The following is a 19835-nucleotide window of genomic DNA, read 5'->3' as shown; positions in this document are numbered from 1 at the left end:
TTATTCCACTAACACGTTAGTGGAATAGTGCAGGTGTGGTGAGGGCTCGTCAAACCGGCGGAGTATGACCGAACCGTCACAGCCCGCCGAGGTGGGAACGCGGAGGCCGGGTCGGCCATCTAGGTGATCGGCGGGCCGGTGACGGCCGCGCCGACGTGACGGCGAGTACCGGCGGAGCCGGGTGGGAACAGCAAGGTGGGGCGCGCATGAAGGCGGAAACGGTGGCGGGCGGCGGAACGGATGCCGGTGCCCTGGCCGGGCGGGAACGGGACGGCGACACCCTTGCCCTGGCCGGGCGGGAACCCGACAGCGAGGCCCCTGCCCTCGCCGGGCGGGAACCGGACGGCGACACCCTTGCCCTGGCCGGGCGGGAACCCGACAGCGAGGCCCCTGCCCTGGCCGGGCGGGAACCGGACGGCGACGCCCCCGCCCTCGCCGGGCGGGAACCGGACGGCGACGCCCCCGCCGGGGCCGGGCGGATATCCACCGGGGCTGACGCGGAACCAGAATCCGACACCCTCCCCGGCCAGCAGACCGACGCCCACACCTCTGGCGAGGGCGCAAGGGAATCCGACGGCGGCACCCCTGCCCTCGCCGGGCGGATAGCCGCCGGAAGTGACGCGGAACCGGAATCCGACGCCTTCCCCGGCCAGCAGACCGACGCCAACGCCCCTGCCGGGGGCGAGGACACCGACGCCGACACCGAAGGCGCAAGCGAAGCCGAGCCGGCGGATGACGCCCCCACCGCCAGCGCGGATACCGGCGCCGGAGCCCAGGGCGACGCGGAGCCGGCGGACGACACCCGGCCCGTGCAGCGGACCGACCCCGGCACCCCCGCCGGGAACGCGGACACCGGAGCCGAAGGCGCGGAGCCGGCGGACGACGCCCAACCCGTGCAGCAGACCGATCCCCGCACCACCAAGGACACCGACGTCGACGCCGAGGGCGACGCCGAGTCGGCGGACGACACCACCGCCGCCGTCCCGGCGGAAGGCGCGCCGGATCAGGCCTGTTCCGACGCCGACGCCAAGGCCGGGAAGCGGCCGGGCGGCGCCGGCCCCGAGCCGGCGGACGACACCACCGCCGGAGGCAAGGGCACCGCCGACGCGGCTGACGAGGTGTCGGCGCAGCGCGGGACGGACCGGCCCCGCCCCTCCTGGGCCAAGGCCGAGTCCCCCGCGCGGGACCGGGCGGGCGAAGCCGCCGCACCCGTGCCCGAGGGAACCGGCGACGAGGCGGCCCGGACCGGAACGGCCCGTCCCCGCCCGGCCTGGGCGCTGGACGATGACCAGCCCGCGCCCGGCGCGCGGGACCGGGCTCCCGGCACGGGCACGGCCGACGCGGAACCGGCACGGCCCGGGAAGGAAGCCGCCGCTCCCGGCAAGGGAGCCCCGGACCCCCGCACACCCGCGCCCGGCGCGCGGGAGCAGGCTCCCCGCACGGGCACGGCCGACGCGGAACCGGCACGGCCCGGGAAGGAAGCCGCCGCTCCCGGCAAGGGAGCCCCGGACCCCCGCACGCCCGCGCCCGGCGCGCGGGACCACGGTCCGGCGGCGGGCGGACGGACGCAGGGCGGGGCCGTGGACGGCTTCAGCGCCCGGCGGACGCGGCCGCACGACCCGGAGCGGACCCGCGAGTTCGCCGCGCTCGGGGACCCCGTGGCCGCCCGGCCCGGGGCCGTCCCGCGGCCGGTTCCCCGGCCCGTTCCCGAGCCCGCCCGACAGGCCCCGGTGCCCCCGCTGGAGCTGCTGGCCGAGCTGACCAACACCGCTCCCCCGCCGGAGACGCCGCGCCGCACCCTCACCCGCCGCGTCAAGGTGTGGGCGCCGGTCGTGCTGCTGCTCGGCGCCGCCGTAGCGGGCGGGCAGATGCTGCGCCCGCTTCCGGCCCCGCGGTTCGTGCCCGCCCAGACCTCGTACGCCCTCGACGGTTCGACCCCCGTCCCCTGGCCGGCCAAGGGGCAGGCGGCCGTACGCGTGGCGGGATCCGGTGACATCGGCACGTTCGGCGAGCAGAAGCCGGTGCCGACCGCCAGCGTGGCGAAGGTGATGACGGCGTACGTGGTCCTCAAGGGGCACCCGCTCCGCAAGAACGACCCGGGCCCGAAGATCGAGGTCGACGCCAAGGCGGTGGCCGACGGCACCTCGGAGGACGAGTCCCGGATCGAGGGGCTCACCGCCGGGCAGAAGTTCAGCCAGCTGGACATGATCAAGATGCTGATGATCCCGTCCGGCAACAACGTGGCCCGGCTGCTGGCCCGCTGGGACACCGGCAGCGCCGACGAGGCAGCCTTCGTGGCGAAGATGAACGCGGCGGCCAGGGAACTCGGCATGAGGGACACCACGTACACGGATCCCAGCGGCCTGGACGCGGGCACCGTCAGCACCGCCGTCGACCAGCTGAAGCTCGCCGAGGCGGTGATGAAGGACGAGGCGTTCCGCTCGGTCGTGGCGATGCCCAGCGCCACCATCGACGGGCTGCCCAAGCCGATAAACAACAACAACGACAACCTCCTGCTCGCACCCGGTCTGAGCATCAAGGGCATCAAGACCGGGTCGAGCACCCCCGCCGGCGGCACCCTGATGTGGGCCGCGTACAAGACGGTCGGCGGTGAGACCCCGCTGATCCTCGGCACGATGATGGACCAGCGCGTGGACGGCCCGGACCCCAACGCCGCGAACAGCCTGAAGCTGGTGAAGGAGAACAGCCGGAGGGTCATCGAGGCGGTCCGCACCGCGCTCGGCCCGGCCACCGTCATCCGCAAGGGGCAGCTGGTGGGCCACGTCTCCGACGGGCTGGGCGGTTCGACCCCGCTCGTGGCGGCGAAGGACCTCACCGTCATCGGCGTACCGGGTCAGCGGCTGCGGCTCGCCCTCGGCGCGGGCAACAAGCCGCTGCCGCACGAGGCCAAGGCCGGGACCGAGGTCGGAGTGCTGACGGTGGGCGAGGGCAGCGGGGCGAAGAGCGTGCCGGTCGCGGTCGGGAGGGACCTGGTGGAGCCCTCGTTCGGGGCCAGGGTCACCCGTCTGTCCTGAGGCGGATCACGCCGTGGTTGCATGACCGGATGGACATCCGACGGCGCGGACCCGACGACCTCGGCGCGTGCGTGCGCGCACTCGCCGAGGTCCACCACGGTGACGGCTACCCGGTGGACTGGCCCGAACGGCCGCGGGAGTGGCTGTCGCCGCCCGCGCTGCTCGGCAGCTGGGTCGCGGAACGGGACGGGCGGGTGGCCGGCCACATCGCCCTGTGCCGCGGCGGACCGGGCGATGCGGCGCCGGGGCTGTGGAGCCTGCGGACGGGGGTGCCCGCGGCGGGCGCCGCCGTCGTCAGCCGGCTGTTCGTCGCGCCCGCCGCGCGTGGCCACGGGACCGGCGCCCTGCTGATGGCGCGGGCCGTGCGGGAGGCTCGGGACCTCGGGCTGCATCCGGTACTGGACGTGGTGGCCTCCGACACCGCGGCCGTCGCGCTGTACGAACGTCTCGGCTGGAGCCCGCTGGCGGTCGTCGAGCAACGGTGGGGGCCGGAGAGGGTGGTCGCCGTGCGCTGCTACGCGGCGCCCCGGTAGGGGAGTTACGGGTTCGCGACGACGAGCAGGGTACGGGCCGCCGCGCCCCCGCCGGCCAGTACGCAGCGGTGCGGCAGGCCGCCCTGGTGGTGGGCGCTCTGGCCGGCCTTCAGCAGGAGGGGTTCCTCGCCCCGCACTTCGAGGACGACCTCCCCTTCCAGTACGTACAGGAAGTCCTCCCCCGGGTGCTCGAACCACCCGCGCTCGCCCTGACCGGGCTCGAAGTGGTGCTCGTAGGCCTCCATCAGGGTGCTGCGCCCGCCCGGGATGAGCACCTGGGCCACCTGCCCGGCGCCCTCGCTGACGCGGATCACCTGCGGGTCGCTCTCGTGGCCGACCGGTCCCGGCCGGCCCGGCGGCCGCAGGAAGGTTCCGGGTGCCACGTCGAGCGCTTCGGCGATCCGGTAGATCGAGCTGAGGCTGGGCGTGGCCAGTCCGCGTTCCAGCTGGCTGAGGAAGGGCTGCGAGAGGCCTGACCGGGCGGCCAGCACGGCCATGGAGACCCGGCGGGCCGTGCGGCAGCCGCGGATCGCCCGGCCGACCTCGATGGCTTCCGGTGTGGGTTCGGGTCGGGACACGCTCGTGAACGTACCTCATCGCCTTCGGGGGACCGGGCGGGCCCGGGAGGTTTCGTACTGCCGCAACACACCGTTCATAAGCCTGGTCAATTATTGACCTCAGTTATGAACGCCAGGTCGGCGATGGGGCCGGCCGATGCGCGGCTCGACGAAATCCCATGCGATCACGAGATCACGAGATGAGGAGTGCTCACGTGCACCCCACCACCCCCTCCCCGGCGGGCCGGGCCCTCGGCCGGTTCGGCCCGCCGCTCGGCGCGGCCGCCGCCGTGCTCGGACTCTGGGCCCTGCTCGCCCGGTCGGGTGCGGTGGCCCCGGGCCTGCTGCCCACGCCGGCCGGAACGCTCTCCGCGCTGGCCGACAGTGCCCGCAGCGGCGTCCTGGCCGACGACCTCGCCGCGAGCCTGACCCGTGCGGGGCAGGGCTTCGCCCTCGGAGCGGCCGGTGGCGGCGCGCTCGGCTTCGCGACGGGGTACCTGCCGCGGCTGTCCGCCGCCGTCACCCCGCTGGTCTCCTTCCTGCGGCCCATCCCCGCCATCGCGCTGGTGCCGCTGGCGACGGCCTGGTTCGGCATCGGCGAGAGCGCCAAACGCCTGCTCATCGCGTACGCCGTGCTCCTCGCGGTCTGGCTGTACGTGCACGACGGGGTCTCGCGGGTGCCGGTCTCGCACCTGCGGGCGGCGCGCTCGCTGGGGGCGCCGCTGCACCGCCGGTTCACCGAGGTGCTGCTGCCCGCCGCCGCACCGGCGCTGCTGGCTGCGCTGCGGTACGGGGCCTCGGTGGCGCTGCTGGCCCTGGTCGCCGCCGAACTGGGCGGCGCCGACAGCGGGCTGGCGTACCGGCTCCAGGTGGACGGTCAGTTCCTGCGGGTGGACCGGATGTTCGCGGGGCTGCTCGTCCTCGGGACGCTGGGCGTGACGGCGGACCTCCTCCTGGCCGCCGCCGGACGCCGCTTCGTGCACTGGGGCGCGTCATGAGCCTCGACGTACGGCTGGAAGGGCTGACGGTGGGCTACGGCGGCGCGCCCGTACTGGAGCGGACGGAGCTGACGTTCCCGGCGGGGTCGTTCACGGCGCTGCTGGGGCCCAGCGGCTGCGGCAAGTCCACGGTGCTGAACACGGTGGCCGGTTTCGTCCGGCCCGCGGCGGGCCGGGTGACGGCCGGGGCCGTGCCGGTGGAGGGGCCGGGCCCGGACCGGGGCGTGGTCTTCCAGCACTACGCGCTCTTCCCGTGGCGCACGGCCCGGGGCAACGTCGAGTTCGCCCTCAAGCGGCTCGGCCTGCCGCGCCGGGAGCGTCGCGAACGGGCGATGGCCGCGCTGGCGGAGGTCGGCCTCGCGGACGGGGCGCACAAGTACCCGGCGCAGCTGTCCGGCGGGATGCAGCAGCGTGTGGCGCTGGCCAGGGCGCTGGCGGCGCGACCGGAAGTGCTGCTGATGGACGAGCCGTTCGGGGCGCTGGACGCGCTGACCCGGGCCCGGATGCAGGGCCTGCTGCGGGAGCTGTGGCAGCGCAGCGGGACGACCGTGCTGTTCGTGACGCACGACATCGACGAGGCACTCGCCCTGGCCGGGCGGGTGGTGGTCCTGGGCGCCCCTCCGGGAGGTGTCCTGGCCGACCACCCCGTCCCGCCGGGCCCGCCGGATCCGGACCTGCGCGCCCTCATCGCCCGCCACTTGACCGCCGGCTGACCCGCGGCCCGTACCGGGCCCTGGTGACCCGCGGCCGGACCCGGGCGGGCCCCGGCCCGTCCGGCCGGACCCGGAACACGGCCCTCCCTACGGGCGGGCCCGCCGGAGCGGCCGTTCCCGGACCGGCCCGTCGCCCGCCCACGCCCCGAACCGCCCTTCCCCCCTGCCCGACTCCGAAAGGACACCACCCATGCCCGGAACCCGACCCCGCGCCGCCGCCGTACTGCTCGCCGCGCTGCTGTCCGTGCTCGCCACCGCCTGCGCGGGCCCACCCGCCGGAGCCGGCGACGGCGGCCTGCGTGCCGTGACCCTGGCCGGGAGCGACCAGCTCGGCGGAGCGCCGGTGTACCTCGCGCAGGAGCGGGGGCTCTGGTCCGAGGAGGGCCTTGACGCCACCGTGACCACCCTGCCCACCGGGCGGGACGCGCTGAACGCCGTCCTCGGCGGGCAGGCGCAGTTCGGGGTCGTGGGCGACCTGCCCGCCGTCATGGCCGCCCTCGGCGGGCGCGACGTGCGGATCGTCGCCGACCTGTCGCGGTTCTCCGACTGGCGCCTGCTGACCCGTACCGACCGGGGCGTCACCGGCTTCGCCACGCTCGAGGGCCGCAGGGTCGGGGTGCCGCAGGGCACGAACGTCGAGTACGCGCTGAGCCGGATGCTCGCCTCGGCGGGCCTGGCCCCGGCCGACGTGACCGTGGTCAACCTGGCCCCGAACCAGGTCGCGCCGGCCCTCGCCCGCGGTGACGTCGACGCCGGGGTCACCTTCCCCAGCTTCTACGACGCCGCCCGCACCGCCCTGGCCGACCGCTACGCCGAGGTCCCCTTCGCCGGCTACACGGCGCGCACCCTGCTCGTCTCGGGCCCCTCCGCCGACGAGGCGGCGGCCGCCGCCGTCCTGCGAACGGTGCTGCGTGCGCAGCGGGCCGCCGAGGCCGACCCGGGCGCAGCACGGAAGGCCGTCGTCGCCCAGGCCGGGGGCGCGCTCCGGGCCGGTCACGTCGAGACCTTCCACCCCCGCTACGCATACGGGGCGAGCCTGACCCCCGAGCTGCTGACCCAGCTGGCCGACGAGGCCGCCTGGGCCGTGAGCACCCTGTCCCTGCCGGGCTCCGCCGACCGGCGGACCCTGCGCGAGCGGCTGCGCCCCGGCCCCCTCAGGGCCGCCGACCCGGCCGCCGTCACCGTCGACTGACCCACCCCCATGACCCACCCCGGGAAACACGAGAGAGCGGACCCGTCATGACCATCGACCAGAACACCCTGCGCCGCCGCGGCACCGGACTGCGCGCCCACGACCCCGAGCGGAGCTACGGCGGTTACACCCTCTACACCCCGATCACCAGCGAGGGCCGGATCCACCTCGTCGACATCGAGGGCGAGCCCGCCCACACCTGGACCTCCCCGTACCCTCCGGGCCGCCAGGCGCAGCTCCTGCCGAACGGCAACCTCTTCTACGCGGCGAAGGACACCTCGGGCCCGACGCTCTTCCCCATCTGGGACGTCTACCACGGCGGCATCTTCCAGGAGCTGGCCCCCGACTCCACGGTGCTGCGCGAGGTCCGGCACCCCTTCCACCACCACGACGCGTCGGTCCTGCGCAACGGCAACCTGCTCATCAACGCCGTGGAACCGCTGTCGGCGGCCGACGCCGCCCGGATCCGCGGCGGGATCCCCGGCTCGGAGGCGCCGGGCGGGGTGATCTACGGGGACGTGGTGTACGAACTGGCGTGGGACGGCGAGGTGCTGTGGCGCTGGGCGGCGATCGAGCACCTGGACCCGGAGGAGGTGCCGCTGAACCCGCACTTCGCCCGCGAGCACTGGCCGATGGCCAACACGGTCAACGAGCTCGCCGACGGCGGGATCGTGGTGGGCTTCCGCAGCGCGTCGACGACGGTGGCCGTGGACCGGGCCGACGGCTCCGTCCGGTGGCGGATCGGCCCGGACGTGCTGGCGCAGCAGCACCACCCGCACGAGCTGCCGGGCGGCACCCTGCTGGTCTTCGACAACGGGACCTACCGTGACACCACCTCCGTGCCGTACTCCCGGGTGCTGGAGCTCGATCCGGCCACCGGCGAGGAGGTGTGGTCGTACGAGGACAACCCGCCGCAGAACTTCTTCAGCCCGTACATGTCCAGCGCCCAGCGCCTGCCGAACGGGAACACCTTCGTCGCGGAGGGCTCCTTCGGGCGCCTCTTCGAGGTGACGCCGGAGGGGGACGTGGTGTGGGAGTTCGTCGTCCCGGAATTCGGGTCGTTCAGCCGGGGCACGGGGCTGGAGTCCTCGCGCGGCGCCCAGAACTCGGTCTTCCGCGCCTACCGCCACGGCGCCCACGAGATCCCCTGGCTCTGAAGCCCCGGCTGCCGGAAGGCTGTCGCCGGCCCGCCGGCCGGTTCCTGCCGGCGGGCCGGCTGGCGTGGCCGGAAGGCGCCCGGAGCGGCCCGTCCGACCGCTTCCACCGGTGGCCGGAAGGCGACCATACCCGGACCAACAGGCGCTTACGGGCTGGTAACTTGCGCGAGTTGATCAAGGCCGGGGCCCGGTTCCACCGTGCCGCCCGGCCGGAGCCACCCCCAGCAACAAGGAACCACATTGGCACGCACCGTCCGCACGGCGGCCCTCTCGCTCACCCTGTCCTTCGCCCTGCTCCCCGCCGCGCCGGCCTTCGCCGACTCGCCCACCCCGCACCTGGACTCCGTGGAGCGGACCCTGCGCCAGGTCTCCCCCGGTCTCGAGGGCTCGGTCTGGGAGCGGACCGCCGGCAACCGCCTCGGCGCCTCCGCCCCCGGCGGCTCCGACTGGCTGCTCCAGACGCCCGGCTGCTGGGGCGACCCCTCCTGCGCCGACCGTGCGGGCTCGCGCCGGCTGCTGGAGAAGACCCGGCAGGACATCGCCCGGGCCCGTGAGAGCGTCGACATATCCACGCTGGCGCCGTTCCCCGACGGCGGGTTCCAGGACGCGATCGTGGGCGGCCTCAAGGAGGCCGTGCAGAAGGGCAGCCGGCTCCAGGTCCGCATCCTCGTGGGCGCCGCGCCGGTCTACCACGCCAATGTGATCCCGTCCTCGTACCGTGACGAGCTGGTGGCCAGGCTGGGAACGGCGGCCGCGCACGTGACCCTCAACGTGGCGTCGATGACCACCTCGCGGACCGGCTTCTCCTGGAACCACTCCAAGCTGGTGGTGGTGGACGGCGGTTCGGTGATCACCGGCGGCGTCAACAGCTGGAAGGGCGACTACCTCGACACCGCGCACCCGGTGAACGACGTCGACCTCGCGCTGTCCGGTCCGGCTGCGGGCTCCGCCGGCCGCTACCTCGACACCCTGTGGGACTGGACCTGCCGCAACAGGACCAGCTGGAGCAGCGTCTGGTTCGCCTCCTCCGGCGACGCCGGCTGCATGCCCACGCTGCCCCGGCCCGCGGCTCCGGCCGGCGACGGCGACGTGCCCGTCCTCGCGGTCGGCGGCCTCGGCGTGGGCATCCGCCAGAAGGACCCCGTGTCGCCGTTCAAGCCGGTCCTGCCGACGGCCCCCGACACCAAGTGCGGCATCGGCGTGCACGACTACACCAACGCCGACCGGGACTACGACACGGTCAACCCTGAGGAGAGCGCCCTGCGCGCGCTGGTCGCCGGTGCCACCGGCCACATCGAGATCTCCCAGCAGGACCTGAACGCGACCTGCCCGCCTCTCCCCCGCTACGACGTCCGGCTCTACGACACGCTCGCCGCGAAGCTGGCGGCCGGGGTCAAGGTCCGCATCGTCGTCAGCGACCCCGCGAACCGCGGGACGGTCGGCAGCGGCGGCTACTCGCAGATCGCGTCGCTGTCCGAGGTGAGCGACGCGCTGCGGGGCCGCCTGACGGCCCTGACCGGCGACGAGCGCCGGTCGAGGGCGGCGATGTGCCAGAACCTCCAGCTGGCGTCCTTCCGTGCCTCGGACCGGGCGACGTGGGCGGACGGCAAGCCGTACGCCCAGCACCACAAGCTGGTCTCGGTGGACGACTCGGCCTTCTACATCGGCTCGAAGAACCTGTACCCGTCCTGGCTCCAGGACTTCGGATACGTCGTCGAGAGCCCGGCCGCCGCGAACCAGCTGAAGGACTCGCTGCTGGCCCCGCAGTGGACGTACTCCCAGGCGACCGCGACGTACGACTACGCGCGCGGCGTCTGCCAGGCCTGACGGCCGGCTCCGCCCCGCTCCGGGTCAGCGCCTGCGCTGGCCCGGGGCGGCCGCCAGCAGGAGCGCCTCCGAAACGAGGCGGGCTCCCCGCGAGAGGCGGCCGAGCTGTTCGAGCTCGATGGCGTACATCCTGATCGTGTTCTCTATGACCGACTCGGCGATGCCCATCGTCGGCAGCTCGGCCCGGCTGGTGTGCAGGGCGACGCGGACCGCTCGCATCTCGTGCTGGAGCTGGAGCTGCACGTGGCGGGCGAGCAGGGCGTGGTGACGGGTCAGCGTCAGGTAGCTGCCGTAGCGGGCCGGGAGGAGGTCCCGCAGCCAGCGGGTGGCGCTGCGTTCCCAGTCGTGCGTCCCGGGGGCCTTGACCTGGAGGGGCCAGTCCGGGCTGCGCGTGAGGGTGGCCGTCTGGGGCATTCTCGTCACTTCCGAGTGGTGTCGAACTCTGATCGAGACACTGCTGGTGGGCGGCCTCGGCCCAGGGGTTGACCGAGGCCGCCGGGGGCGCTCCTCCGGGGGATCCACAAGCCTTGACGCGGCGTCCGGTCCCGCCGTGAGGAGGTTCGGCGTACCGGGGCCGTTCGAGGCGGGCGAGGGGAACGTCCGCCTTTGGCGTCTGAGGGATCCGAAGCGCCGCCGTCAGTAAACATATATACCGTCGAGTAATCAAGGGTATGAAAAATTTCATGCATGTCCGGGCACTGAATATCCCCGGACGGCGTGCGCGTGCACGACGGGTGTACTGGGGGTGTCTGGCGGGTGTACGGCGGGCGAGATCTGCCGCTACATGAAGAAACCGTGCTGGTCAGCGACCTGCTCGTACTGTTCGAGCCGTGCCTGGGTCCGCTCGGGGTCCGCGTCGGCCATCGCCTGGAGCAGGGCGGCGGAGAGCATCCCGGGGGCCGCGTACGAATCGAAGACCAGCCGCGAACCGGTGGCGGCGGTCAGCACCACGTCGGCCGCCTCCACCAGCGGTCCGACGGTCGGGTCCGTGATCAGGACGACCTTCAGCCCCGTGCTGCGGGCCGCGCGCAGCGCGGCGAGGGTCTCGTTGGCGTGCCGGGGCATGGCGAAGGCCAGCACCCAGCTCCCGCCGGCCGCCCGGCACTGGAGCAGGGCGTCGTAGGCCACGCTGCCGCCCCGGGTCACCAGCCGCACGTCGGGGTGGATGCGGCGGGCCGCGTAGGCGAAGTATTCCGCCAGGGAGGCCGAGATCCGCAGGCCCACCACGGTCAGCGGGACGGAGCGGGCCAGCTCGCGGCCGATGTCCAGCACCTGGTTGGTGTCGGCGAGGAGGCGGCGCACGTTCTCCAGGTTCTCGATCTCGGCGTCGACGGCGGCCTGGAGTTCGTTCCGGCGGATCTGTTCACGGCTGTCCGGGGTCGCGGCCACCGCCGACAGCGCGATGGGCTGGAGCACGTCGCGCAGGGCCGGGTAGCCGCTGAAGCCGAGTGAGGACGCGAACCGGGTCACGGACGGCTGGCTGACGCCGACGCGCTCCGCGAGCTCGGTGATCGACAGGAAGGCCGCCTCGGTGAGGTGATCGATCAGGTACTGGGCGATCCGGCGCTGGCCCGGGGAGAGGCGGTGGCCGTCGAAGAGCGCGAGGAGCCGCTCGGCCGGCGGTTTCTCCTGCCCGGGCGGGGTCCCGCCGGGCGTGATCGCGGCCGCCTGCGCGCGTGCCTGCTGCCCCGATGACACCGGCGGCCTCCTTCTCACGTCACTCTCCCCCCAACATAGCCCACGCTCCGTGGCCGGATGATCCTCCGGAACGGGAGCCGCCGTACCCCGCGGGGACGGCGGCACCCGGTCAGGCCCGGGGCCGGGAGGGGCGGCCGGAGCCGCGGGTCAGGGAGTACCCGTAGACGCCCGCGAGGGCTGCGAGCACCCCGCCGGCTGCCGTCCACAGCCAGCGGTCGGACCACCGGCCGCCGGACCAGCCGCCCTCCGGGGCGCGGGCCTCCCGCTGCCGCTCCGTGGCGGCCGCCGCCCCCGGGACCAGGGGCTCGGACAGGACCGCGTCCACCGCCCGGGCCCCGCCCGTCTCCTTCACCTCGGCCTCGACCTGCGCCTTCACGGGCAGTCCGAGGTCCTCCTCGTGCGCCCCGACGACCGTCAGGCGGACGTAGTAGCTGCCCGGGAGCGGGTCGTTGGACCAGGCCTCGGCCCCGGAGCGGACGGTGCGCAGGGTACAGGAGAGTTCCACGGAGACGGCCGCCCTGTCCGCCGCCGCGCTCTGGTGCCCGTACGCGCAGGGCTGCCGGCGTCGCAGGCCGTCGTACACGTCGAGCCGCCACGTCTGCGCGCCGTGCCGGGCGGCCGGCTCCGGGAGCGTCACGGAGGCGCGTACGGTGGCCCGTTGGCCGGTGTCGGCGGGGAACGCCCAGTAGAGGTAGTCACCGGTGGACCCGGCGGCCGTGGCCTTCTGCCCGGGCCGGAAGAGCGCCGCGGTGCGGAAGCCCGTCCCGGCCTCGGTCGGGGCACGGCCGTCCTTGCCGGTGCCCTGGCCCGCGCTCGGGGTGGGGGCGGGGCTCGGGGCCGCGGCGGCGGCCGCCGCCGGGGCGAGGAGCGCGGCTCCCGCCAGCAGTGCGGCGGTCAGGGTGCGTACGGTACGCATCAGTTGGTCCTCCAGACGGAGACGCGCCAGCGCGAGATCCAGCCCCAGACCAGACCGGCGAGCAGGCCGGTGAGCACCAGCAGGCCGAGCAGCCACCAGCCGCGGCCGAGGCCGAAGGAGGCGACGTCGGAGCCCTCGTCGGGGCCGTCGACCAGGTCGATGGTCAGCTCGACGGGCATGCCGGGGCTGGTCTTGATGGCCGGGCCGGCGGCGAAGGAGTTGCTGACCTGGAGGCAGACCGTCTCCGGGGCCTCGGCGGCGTCCCCGCCGGCCCCGTCGCGTTCGGCCTTCGGGTAGCGCAGGCCGGTGGAGATCACGTCGGTACGGCCGTCCCCGGCCTCGGAGCCGCGGACGATCTCCCGCCCGTGGACGGTGGTCGCGCGCAGCAGCACGCCGTAGTCGTTGTTGACGGCCCGGTCGGCACCGATGCTGACCGAGGCGCGCAGTTCCTGGCCGGGGCGTACGTCGACCCGGTACCAGCGGTGCTCGCCGAAGGTCTCGCGGTCGCTGTAGAGGCCCGCCTTCAGCAGCGGGGCGCCCTCGCACCGCTTGGCGCCCTCGGTGGCCACCGGTGTGGCCGCCGGGTCGGCGGCGCGGTCGACCAACTGCCGGACCCGCCCGGAGAGTTCGGCGGTGTGGGTCACCGCGGTGTACGTGCCGCCGGTGGCCTCCGCGATGCAGGTGAGCTGGGCGCGGGTCTTGGCGTCGGGGACGAGTCCGAGCGTGTCCACGACGAGGTGGATGCCCTTGGCCGCGATCTCGCGGGCCACCTCGCAGGGGTCGAGCGGGGCGCAGGTGTCCTCGCCGTCGGTGATGAGGACGATCCGGCGGCTGGCGTTGCCGCCTTCCAGGTCCTGGGCGGCGGCCTGGAGGGCCGGTCCGATGGGGGTCCAGCCCGTGGGCGCGAGGGTGGCGACGGCGGTCTTCGCCTCCGTGCGGTTGACCGTGCCGACGGGGTAGAGCTGCTTGGTGTCCTTGCAGCCGAGCGCCCTGTCGTCACCGGGGTAGGTGGCGCCCAGGGTCCTTATGCCCAGGAGGACTTCGTCGGGGACCGCGTCGAGCACCTCGTTGAAGGCCTGCTTCGCGGCGGCCATGCGGGACTGGCCGTCGATGTCGGTCGCGCGCATCGAGCCGCTGACGTCGAGCACGAGTTCGACCTTCGGGGGCTCCTTCGCCGGTCCGTCGGCGGCGGCCGCGGTCGCCGGGAGGAGTCCCGCGGTCAAGGCGACGAACAGGCCGCAGGCCCCTGCCGCCAGTCGTTTTCTTATGATCATCGCCGGATCGTATTGAGGATCGGGCACCAGTCCAAAACCCGTACCGGCAGCCGGTACGCGTCTCCGCCGGGCGGGCCACCGGTGGTGTGCCGCCCGGCGGAGGCGTCCCGCTACCAGCGCACCGGCAGCCGGCTCACCCCGTGCATCAGGCTCCCCGGGATCCACTCCAGGGGGCCGCCGGCCGGGTCGGTCTCCAGGCCGGGGAACCGTTCCAGCAGGCCCCGGATCGCGATGCGGCCCTCCATCCGGGCCAGCGGGGCGCCGAGGCAGAAGTGCAGCCCGTGGCCGAAGGCGAGGTGCCCTCCGGGGGCGCGGCGGATGTCGAACACGTCGGGTTCGGTGAAGCGGCCCGGGTCCCGGCCGGCGCCGGACAGCGAGGCGAGCACGACCGACCCGGCGGGGATGACCGCACCGCCGAGCTCCACGTCCTTGGCGGCGTAGCGGTAGGTGGAGTTCTGCACGGGGCCGTCGTAGCGGAGCATCTCCTCCACGGCCCCGGGCAGCAGCCCGTCGAAGTCGGCGCGCAAGGAGGCCATTTGGCCGGGGTGCGCCAGCAGGGCGCGGACGCCGTTGGAGATGAGGGTGACGGTGGTCTCGTGGCCGGCGACGAGCAGCAGGAAGGCCATCCCGATCAGCTCGTCGGGGGAGAGCGAGTCGCCGTCCTCGTCGCGGGTGCGGATCAGCGCGCTGAGCAGGTCGTCGCCGGGGGACTCGGCCTTCTCGGCGACGAGGTCCGCGAGGTAGCGGCTGAGCTGGACGTGCGCGTCGGCGTTCGTGGCTTCCGGGCGGGGCGCGACGATGTCGTTGGACCAGCGGCGGAAGCGTTCCCGGTCGAGGTCCGGGACGCCGAGGAGCTCGCAGATCACCGTCATGGGGAGCGGGAAGGCGAGGGCCTCGATGAGGTCGGCGGAGCGCGCGGGGCGGGCGGCCATCGCGTCCAGCAGTTCGTCGGTGATCTGCTGGACGCGGGGGCGCATCGCCTCCACGCGGCGGGCGGTGAACTCCCGGGCCACCAGGCGGCGCAGCCGGGTGTGGTGGGGCGGGTCGGACTCCAGCATGTTGGAGTTGGAGGCGCTGGGCTCGATGTCCGGATACAGCCCGGAACTGCGCCAGTCCTTCAGCAGGTCCGGGTGGGTGAGGGCCTGGCGGGCCTCCTCGTAGCCGACGACGAGCCAGTACGGGTCCTCGTCGGGCATGACGCCGCGGACCCGGTGCACCGGTCCGGCGGCGCGCAGCGCCGCGTAGAAGGAGTGGGGGTCGGCGTCGAAGTCGGCGGCCGCGGAACTGATGTCAACTACAGGCATCCGGCCACCCTACGACGGTCAAAGCCCCTTGGAGGGGGCGGATTCGGCCACTCCGCACCCAGCGGGCGGCCGGTCCGTTCCGCCGCCGGCCGGCCGGTCCGTCCCCTGCGGGTGGCCGGTCCGTCAGCCGCGCAGCCCTTCGGGGAGGCGGCCGGTGTGCACCACCCCGAGGTGCTGGGTGGCGCGGGTGAGCGCGACGTAGAGGTCGCTCGGTGCGAAGTCCGCGGGCTCGGCCACGATCACCGTGTCGAACTCCAGCCCCTTGGCCTGGCGCGGGTCCAGCAGCACCACCGGCCGGGTGAGGTCCGGTTCCTCCCCCGCCCGTACGCCGGGCAGCGCCTCGGCCAGGGCCGGGTGCAGGGGGCGCGGGGCGATCACCGCGAGCCGGCCCTCGGCCGGGGCCCCGTCGCGGACGGCTCCGGCGACCGCGCCGGGGAGGTCCCGGGCCGCCCGCACCCAGGGCGGTAGGCCGGTGGAGCGCACCGAGCGGGGCGGTTCGAAGCCGGGCCGGTGGGCACGCATCACTCCGGCGGCCAGCTCCATGATCTCGGCGGGCGTACGGTAGTTGACGCCGAGCCGGACGTGTTCCCAGCGGTCGCCGACGTACGGGTCGAGGATCTGCTTCCAGGAACCGCAGCCGGCCTCGTCGCCGGTCTGCGCCGGGTCGCCGACCAGCGTCATGGAGCGGGTCGGGCAGCGGCGCATCAGCAGCCGCCAGGCCATCTCGGACAGCTCCTGCGCCTCGTCGACGATGAGGTGCCCGAAGGCCCAGGTGCGGTCGGCGGCGGCGCGTTCTGCGGTGGTGCGGTGGTCCGCCTCCTCCTGCCGTTCGGCCATCCGCTCGGCGTCGATGATGTCGTGGGCGGCGAGGTACTCGTTCTCCATGTCCTCGAACTCGTAGGACTCCGAGCCCTGGGAGAGGTCGAGGACGCCCTGCGCGTAGGCGATGCGCTCCAGCCGGTCGCGTTCGGCGGCGGCCCGCAGGGCGCTGTCGTCGACGCCGAGGAGCTCGGCGGCCTCGTCGAGGAGCGGGACGTCGGCCGGGGTCCAGTCGCCCGAGGTCCGGCGGATCAGGTCGGCGTCCTCCGGGGGGAGGTGGGAGGGGTCGGCGAGGAAGTCGGCGACGAGCTGCTCGGGGGTCAGCCGGGGCCAGAGGGTGTCGATGGCGGCGTGTACCTCCGGGCTGGTGGCGATCTCCTTGCCGAGCTGTGCGACGTCGTCCGGGCCGAGCAGGTTGGGGCCGCCGTAGGGGTCGGCGCCGAGCCGGTCGGCGAGCTGTCCGGTGAGGGCGTCGACGACGGAGAACGCGAAGTAGGGGCGGGCCGGGTTGTGGGGCAGGCCGGTGGCGCGGGCGCGGTCGCGGGCGGCGTGGGCCATGGTCCGGTCGAGCAGGAGGGTGCCGTAGTCGTCGTGGTCGATCTCCAGCGCCGGCTCGGGGACCACGGCGCTGTCCTCCCCGCTGCCCACGGGTACCTGCTCGGGGAGCGTCTGCCGGTCGGCGACGGCCCGGGCGAGGACCTCGGCCATGACGGCGCGGCCCTTGACGGCGGCGGCGCCGGGCCGGTCGGTGCCGGTGGCGCGCACTCCGGGGTACAGGTCGCCGGGGGAGGCGAGGAGCACGCCGGTCTCGCCGAGGGCGGGCAGCACCTCGCCGATGTAGCCGAGGAAGGCGGGGTTGGGTCCGACGATCAGTACGCCGCGCCGGGCGAGCAGCTCGCGGTGGGCGTAGAGGAGGTAGGCGGCGCGGTGCAGGGCGACGGCGGTCTTGCCGGTGCCGGGGCCGCCCTCCACGACCAGCACGCCCTGGTGGGGTGAGCGGATGATGCGGTCCTGGTCGGCCTGGATGGTCCGCACGATGTCGTGCATGCGGCCGGTGCGGGCGGTGTCGAGCGCGGCGAGCAGGACGGCGTCCGCGTCGGCGCCCTCGTAGCCGGTGCGCTCGGTGTCGGCGAGGTCGAGGATCTCGTCGTGCAGGGCGGTGACCCGCCGCCCCTCGGTGGTGATGTGGCGACGGCGGCGCAGGCCCATCGGGACGTGCCCGGTGGCGAGGTAGAAGGGGCGGGCGACTTCGGCGCGCCAGTCGAGGACGAGCGGGGTGCGTTCGGCGTCGTCCTGTCTGATGCCGATACGGCCGATGTGGTGGTCGCGGCCGTCGGAGAACTCGAGCCGGCCGAAACAGAGGCCGTGTTCGGCGGAGTTCAGAGCGGAAAGCAGACCGGACTGCTCGGCGACCAGGACGTCCCTTTCCAGCCGCGCCTGGAATCCGGTGCCGCTCTCCCCCAGGGCGCCCTGAACGGCCCGTTCGGCCTGGTCGCGCAGGTCTTCGAGGCGCGCGTAGAGCTCGGTGATGAATTTCTGCTCGCCCCGAAATTCGGTGTTTGACAATTTCGCTCCCAGCGCGATACGATGTCCCCGTAAAGCTTCGCCACGCCCTCCATTCGGGCGAAGGCGTGAAGTATCGAATATACGCGAAAGCTCGCCCTGGACGTCAATTCGTCCGGGGCGTTTTTGTATGCGTACCGGACCGACCCACTCCCGGGGAGGCGGCGGCCGGCTCGCCGCCGATCGTCGCGCCAGGGCGGACGGCGGACGCTGGGGGCACCCGTACGAGGCAGTCGGTTCGCGCCATATGAGGCGATATCCACCTGATCTTTTAGCATGACGTCCCTCCCGTCCCGGCGGTCGTACACGGAGGAGTCGCATGTCCCGACGAACACACCGGTCCGCTGCCGTCGCCGCCACGCTGGCCACGGCCGTCCTCCTCTCCGGGCCGGCCGCCGCCGCGCCCGCCCACGACCACGCGGACGGCGGCGCCGCGGTCACGTCGGCGGAGGCCGCCCTGATCGGCGAGGAGCACGCACGGGCCCACGCCGAGCGGCGCCGCGCGGTCCGCGGCACCGACGGCTACCCGCAGGCGACCCGTACCGCGAGCCTGACCACGCTCACCGAGTCGCAGGCGCTGGCCAACAAGGGCATGGACCCCGCGGAGTACGGCCGCTTCGCGGAGTTCTTCCCCTCCCCCGACTTCGGGGTCCACCTCGCCCAGCTGCCGACCGGCAAGGTGCTGCTCTTCTCCTTCGAACGGGTCGAGGTCGACCCGACCAAGGAGACCGGCCCCACCGACCGGACCGGCCCCACCAACGCGGGTCGCGCCTTCCTGTGGGACCCGGCCAAGGGCACCGGCGCACGGGCGTTCCAGGAGGTCCGGCCGCCGACGGTGCTGATGCCCGACGGTACGTACGCCCCGCGCCCCGCCCCGTTCTTCTGCGCCGGGCACGCCTTCCTGCCCAACGGGATGCTCGCGGTCTTCGGCGGCAACACCGGCGGCAAGGGCGGCAGCGGCGCCAAGCTCTCCTTCGTCTTCGACCCGTGGACCGAGCACTGGTACCGCAACCGCGACATGGCCGTGGGCCGCTGGTACCCGTCGGCCGTCACCGGGGCCGACGGCCGCCAGATCATCATGTCCGGCCAGTCCGAGCGCGGTACGGGCACCCCGACCCCGGTGGTGGAGCGCTTCCCGGCGAAGGGGCTGCGGGTGCCCTGGCGCCCGTTCGACATCCCCCTGGACGTCGCGGCCGACCGGTTCCGGGCGGACGCGCCCTTCCGCAACGACTATCCGCACCTGTTCTCGCTGCGGGACGGCATGATCTACGGGCTCGGCCGGGACGCCGACCAGCAGTGGCTCTTCGACCCGGTCAAGGAGACCCGCCGCGACCTGCCCCGGCGCCCCGCGGACTTCCGCGGCTACGGATCCGCCGTGCCCCTCCCGGCGGGCCTGCGCGGCCCGGATTCCGTACTGGTGCTCGGCGGGGACCCGCACGACCCCAACACCTACCGCCTGGCGGGCGGCCGGTGGACCACGGAGGAGCCCCGGGCCTTCGGCCGCACCCAGGACGACACCCTGATCCTGCCGGACGCGACCCTGCTGACCGTCAACGGAGCCCTGAGCACCCGCGACTACGGGAACGGCCCCTTCAATCCGAAGGCCGACCTCAAGTACCGGCGGACCGAGCTGCGCGACGCCGCCGGCCACTGGCGGCTCGGACCGGCCCAGCGGCTCCCCCGGGGCTACCACTCCAACGCCCTGGTGATGCCCGACGGGCGGGTGATGGTGACCGGGGACGAGCTCCAGCAGATCGCCAACGACCCCGACATCCGCGACGCGATGGACGGCAGCATCGAGATCTACGAGCCCGCCTACCTCCACCGGGGCGGCACCCGGCCGGCACTGGACCGGGTGCCCCGGGGCGAGCTCGCCCACGGCGCCGCCTTCGAGGTGCGCAGCTCCACCGCGGCCGCCGTCCGGCGGGCCGTACTCCTGGCGCCGACCACCGTCACCCACGCGGTGAACACCAGCCAGCGGCACCTGGAACTGCCGCTCACCGCGGTGCGCGGCGACGGCATCACCCTGCGGACCCCGCCGACGCCGGCGGACGCCCCGCCCGGGTATTACATGCTGTTCCTGCTCGACGCGCGCGGGGTGCCCAGTACCGCCAAGTGGGTGAAGCTGGGCCTGCGGTAGGGCGGCGGGGCCCCTCCCGTGCCGCTCGCGGGCGTGTCCCCCGGATGGGTGCGGACCGGGCTCCCCCGCACGACACGCCGTCGGGGTGCTCGTAGCGTCGTCAGCACCC

The 19835-nt window shown here is 74.3% G+C and carries 15 protein-coding genes; 8 read left to right on the top strand and 7 right to left on the bottom strand.

Annotated elements, in window-relative coordinates; translation table 11 throughout:
- Positions 1-206 precede the first annotated feature (206 nt).
- Together ACZ51S_RS03075 and ACZ51S_RS03070 are read left to right on the top strand one after the other, a co-directional pair.
- Entirely contained in the window at positions 207-3035 is a 2829-nt protein-coding gene (locus ACZ51S_RS03075; RefSeq protein WP_468959418.1) for a serine hydrolase, read from the top strand.
- 29 nt (positions 3036-3064) lie between these two features.
- The gene (locus tag ACZ51S_RS03070; RefSeq protein ID WP_468801913.1) at positions 3065-3568 is read left to right on the top strand and encodes a GNAT family N-acetyltransferase; all 504 of its coding nucleotides are present in this window, start codon (positions 3065-3067) and stop codon (positions 3566-3568) included.
- A gap of 5 nt (positions 3569-3573) precedes the next feature.
- Here ACZ51S_RS03070 and ACZ51S_RS03065 read toward each other — a convergent pair whose 3' ends face one another.
- Positions 3574-4146, bottom strand: a complete 573-nt coding sequence (locus ACZ51S_RS03065; protein ID WP_468959414.1) for a helix-turn-helix domain-containing protein — start codon at positions 4144-4146, stop codon at positions 3574-3576.
- Between the two features lie 194 nt (positions 4147-4340).
- Here ACZ51S_RS03065 and ACZ51S_RS03060 point away from each other — a divergent pair, with 194 nt between their 5' ends.
- From ACZ51S_RS03060 to ACZ51S_RS03040, 5 genes are all read left to right on the top strand, one after another.
- Complete coding sequence (locus ACZ51S_RS03060) at positions 4341-5123, top strand: ABC transporter permease (RefSeq protein ID WP_468801911.1); 783 nt, start codon at positions 4341-4343, stop codon at positions 5121-5123.
- Positions 5120-5836: an ABC transporter ATP-binding protein gene (locus tag ACZ51S_RS03055; RefSeq protein ID WP_468477457.1), complete on the top strand. Its 717-nt coding sequence runs from the start codon at positions 5120-5122 to the stop codon at positions 5834-5836. Before ACZ51S_RS03060 ends, ACZ51S_RS03055 begins: the two co-directional genes overlap by 4 nt.
- A 190-nt stretch (positions 5837-6026) precedes the next feature.
- Entirely contained in the window at positions 6027-7028 is a 1002-nt protein-coding gene (locus tag ACZ51S_RS03050; RefSeq protein WP_468959410.1) for an ABC transporter substrate-binding protein, read from the top strand.
- Positions 7029-7075: 47 nt separating this feature from the next.
- The gene (locus ACZ51S_RS03045) at positions 7076-8185 is read left to right on the top strand and encodes an aryl-sulfate sulfotransferase (protein WP_468477459.1); all 1110 of its coding nucleotides are present in this window, start codon (positions 7076-7078) and stop codon (positions 8183-8185) included.
- Positions 8186-8425: 240 nt separating this feature from the next.
- The gene (locus ACZ51S_RS03040) at positions 8426-10012 is read left to right on the top strand and encodes a phospholipase D-like domain-containing protein (RefSeq protein ID WP_468801908.1); all 1587 of its coding nucleotides are present in this window, start codon (positions 8426-8428) and stop codon (positions 10010-10012) included.
- Positions 10013-10036: 24 nt separating this feature from the next.
- On the opposite strand, the gene ACZ51S_RS03035 is transcribed toward ACZ51S_RS03040, so the two are convergent.
- From ACZ51S_RS03035 to ACZ51S_RS03010, 6 genes are all read right to left on the bottom strand, one after another.
- Entirely contained in the window at positions 10037-10426 is a 390-nt protein-coding gene (locus ACZ51S_RS03035) for a hypothetical protein (RefSeq protein ID WP_388938114.1), read from the bottom strand.
- A 366-nt stretch (positions 10427-10792) separates the two neighbouring features.
- The gene (locus ACZ51S_RS03030) at positions 10793-11710 is read right to left on the bottom strand and encodes a MurR/RpiR family transcriptional regulator (protein ID WP_388937556.1); all 918 of its coding nucleotides are present in this window, start codon (positions 11708-11710) and stop codon (positions 10793-10795) included.
- A 109-nt stretch (positions 11711-11819) separates the two neighbouring features.
- The gene (locus tag ACZ51S_RS03025; RefSeq protein WP_468801907.1) at positions 11820-12626 is read right to left on the bottom strand and encodes a hypothetical protein; all 807 of its coding nucleotides are present in this window, start codon (positions 12624-12626) and stop codon (positions 11820-11822) included.
- Complete coding sequence (locus tag ACZ51S_RS03020; protein WP_468959405.1) at positions 12626-13900, bottom strand: VWA domain-containing protein; 1275 nt, start codon at positions 13898-13900, stop codon at positions 12626-12628. The genes ACZ51S_RS03025 and ACZ51S_RS03020 overlap by 1 nt, the downstream gene beginning before the upstream one ends.
- Before the next feature lie 110 nt (positions 13901-14010).
- Entirely contained in the window at positions 14011-15204 is a 1194-nt protein-coding gene (locus ACZ51S_RS03015) for a cytochrome P450 family protein (protein ID WP_468959403.1), read from the bottom strand.
- Positions 15205-15327: 123 nt separating this feature from the next.
- The gene (locus ACZ51S_RS03010; RefSeq protein WP_468477465.1) at positions 15328-17589 is read right to left on the bottom strand and encodes a HelD family protein; all 2262 of its coding nucleotides are present in this window, start codon (positions 17587-17589) and stop codon (positions 15328-15330) included.
- A 316-nt stretch (positions 17590-17905) separates the two neighbouring features.
- Between ACZ51S_RS03010 and ACZ51S_RS03005 the strand changes: the two genes are divergently transcribed.
- Positions 17906-19726 (top strand): galactose oxidase-like domain-containing protein, encoded by a 1821-nt coding sequence (locus tag ACZ51S_RS03005; protein ID WP_468801903.1) that lies wholly within the window; start codon positions 17906-17908, stop codon positions 19724-19726.
- Positions 19727-19835 lie beyond the last annotated feature (109 nt).

The organism is Streptomyces sp. NPDC034043 (genome assembly GCF_055575675.1).
Note: the sequence above shows the minus strand (reverse complement) of the source record. Positions and strands in the feature narration are given on the sequence as shown.

Coding starts and splice junctions, on each gene's coding strand:
- ACZ51S_RS03075 (WP_468959418.1), top strand. CDS start 207: ATGAAGGCGGAAACGGTGGCGGGCGGCGGAACGGATGCCGGTGCCCTG.
- ACZ51S_RS03070 (WP_468801913.1), top strand. CDS start 3,065: ATGGACATCCGACGGCGCGGACCCGACGACCTCGGCGCGTGCGTGCGC.
- ACZ51S_RS03055 (WP_468477457.1), top strand. CDS start 5,120: ATGAGCCTCGACGTACGGCTGGAAGGGCTGACGGTGGGCTACGGCGGC.
- ACZ51S_RS03050 (WP_468959410.1), top strand. CDS start 6,027: ATGCCCGGAACCCGACCCCGCGCCGCCGCCGTACTGCTCGCCGCGCTG.
- ACZ51S_RS03045 (WP_468477459.1), top strand. CDS start 7,076: ATGACCATCGACCAGAACACCCTGCGCCGCCGCGGCACCGGACTGCGC.
- ACZ51S_RS03035 (WP_388938114.1), bottom strand. CDS start 10,426: ATGCCCCAGACGGCCACCCTCACGCGCAGCCCGGACTGGCCCCTCCAG.
- ACZ51S_RS03025 (WP_468801907.1), bottom strand. CDS start 12,626: ATGCGTACCGTACGCACCCTGACCGCCGCACTGCTGGCGGGAGCCGCG.
- ACZ51S_RS03020 (WP_468959405.1), bottom strand. CDS start 13,900: ATGATCATAAGAAAACGACTGGCGGCAGGGGCCTGCGGCCTGTTCGTC.
- ACZ51S_RS03015 (WP_468959403.1), bottom strand. CDS start 15,204: ATGCCTGTAGTTGACATCAGTTCCGCGGCCGCCGACTTCGACGCCGAC.
- ACZ51S_RS03005 (WP_468801903.1), top strand. CDS start 17,906: ATGTCCCGACGAACACACCGGTCCGCTGCCGTCGCCGCCACGCTGGCC.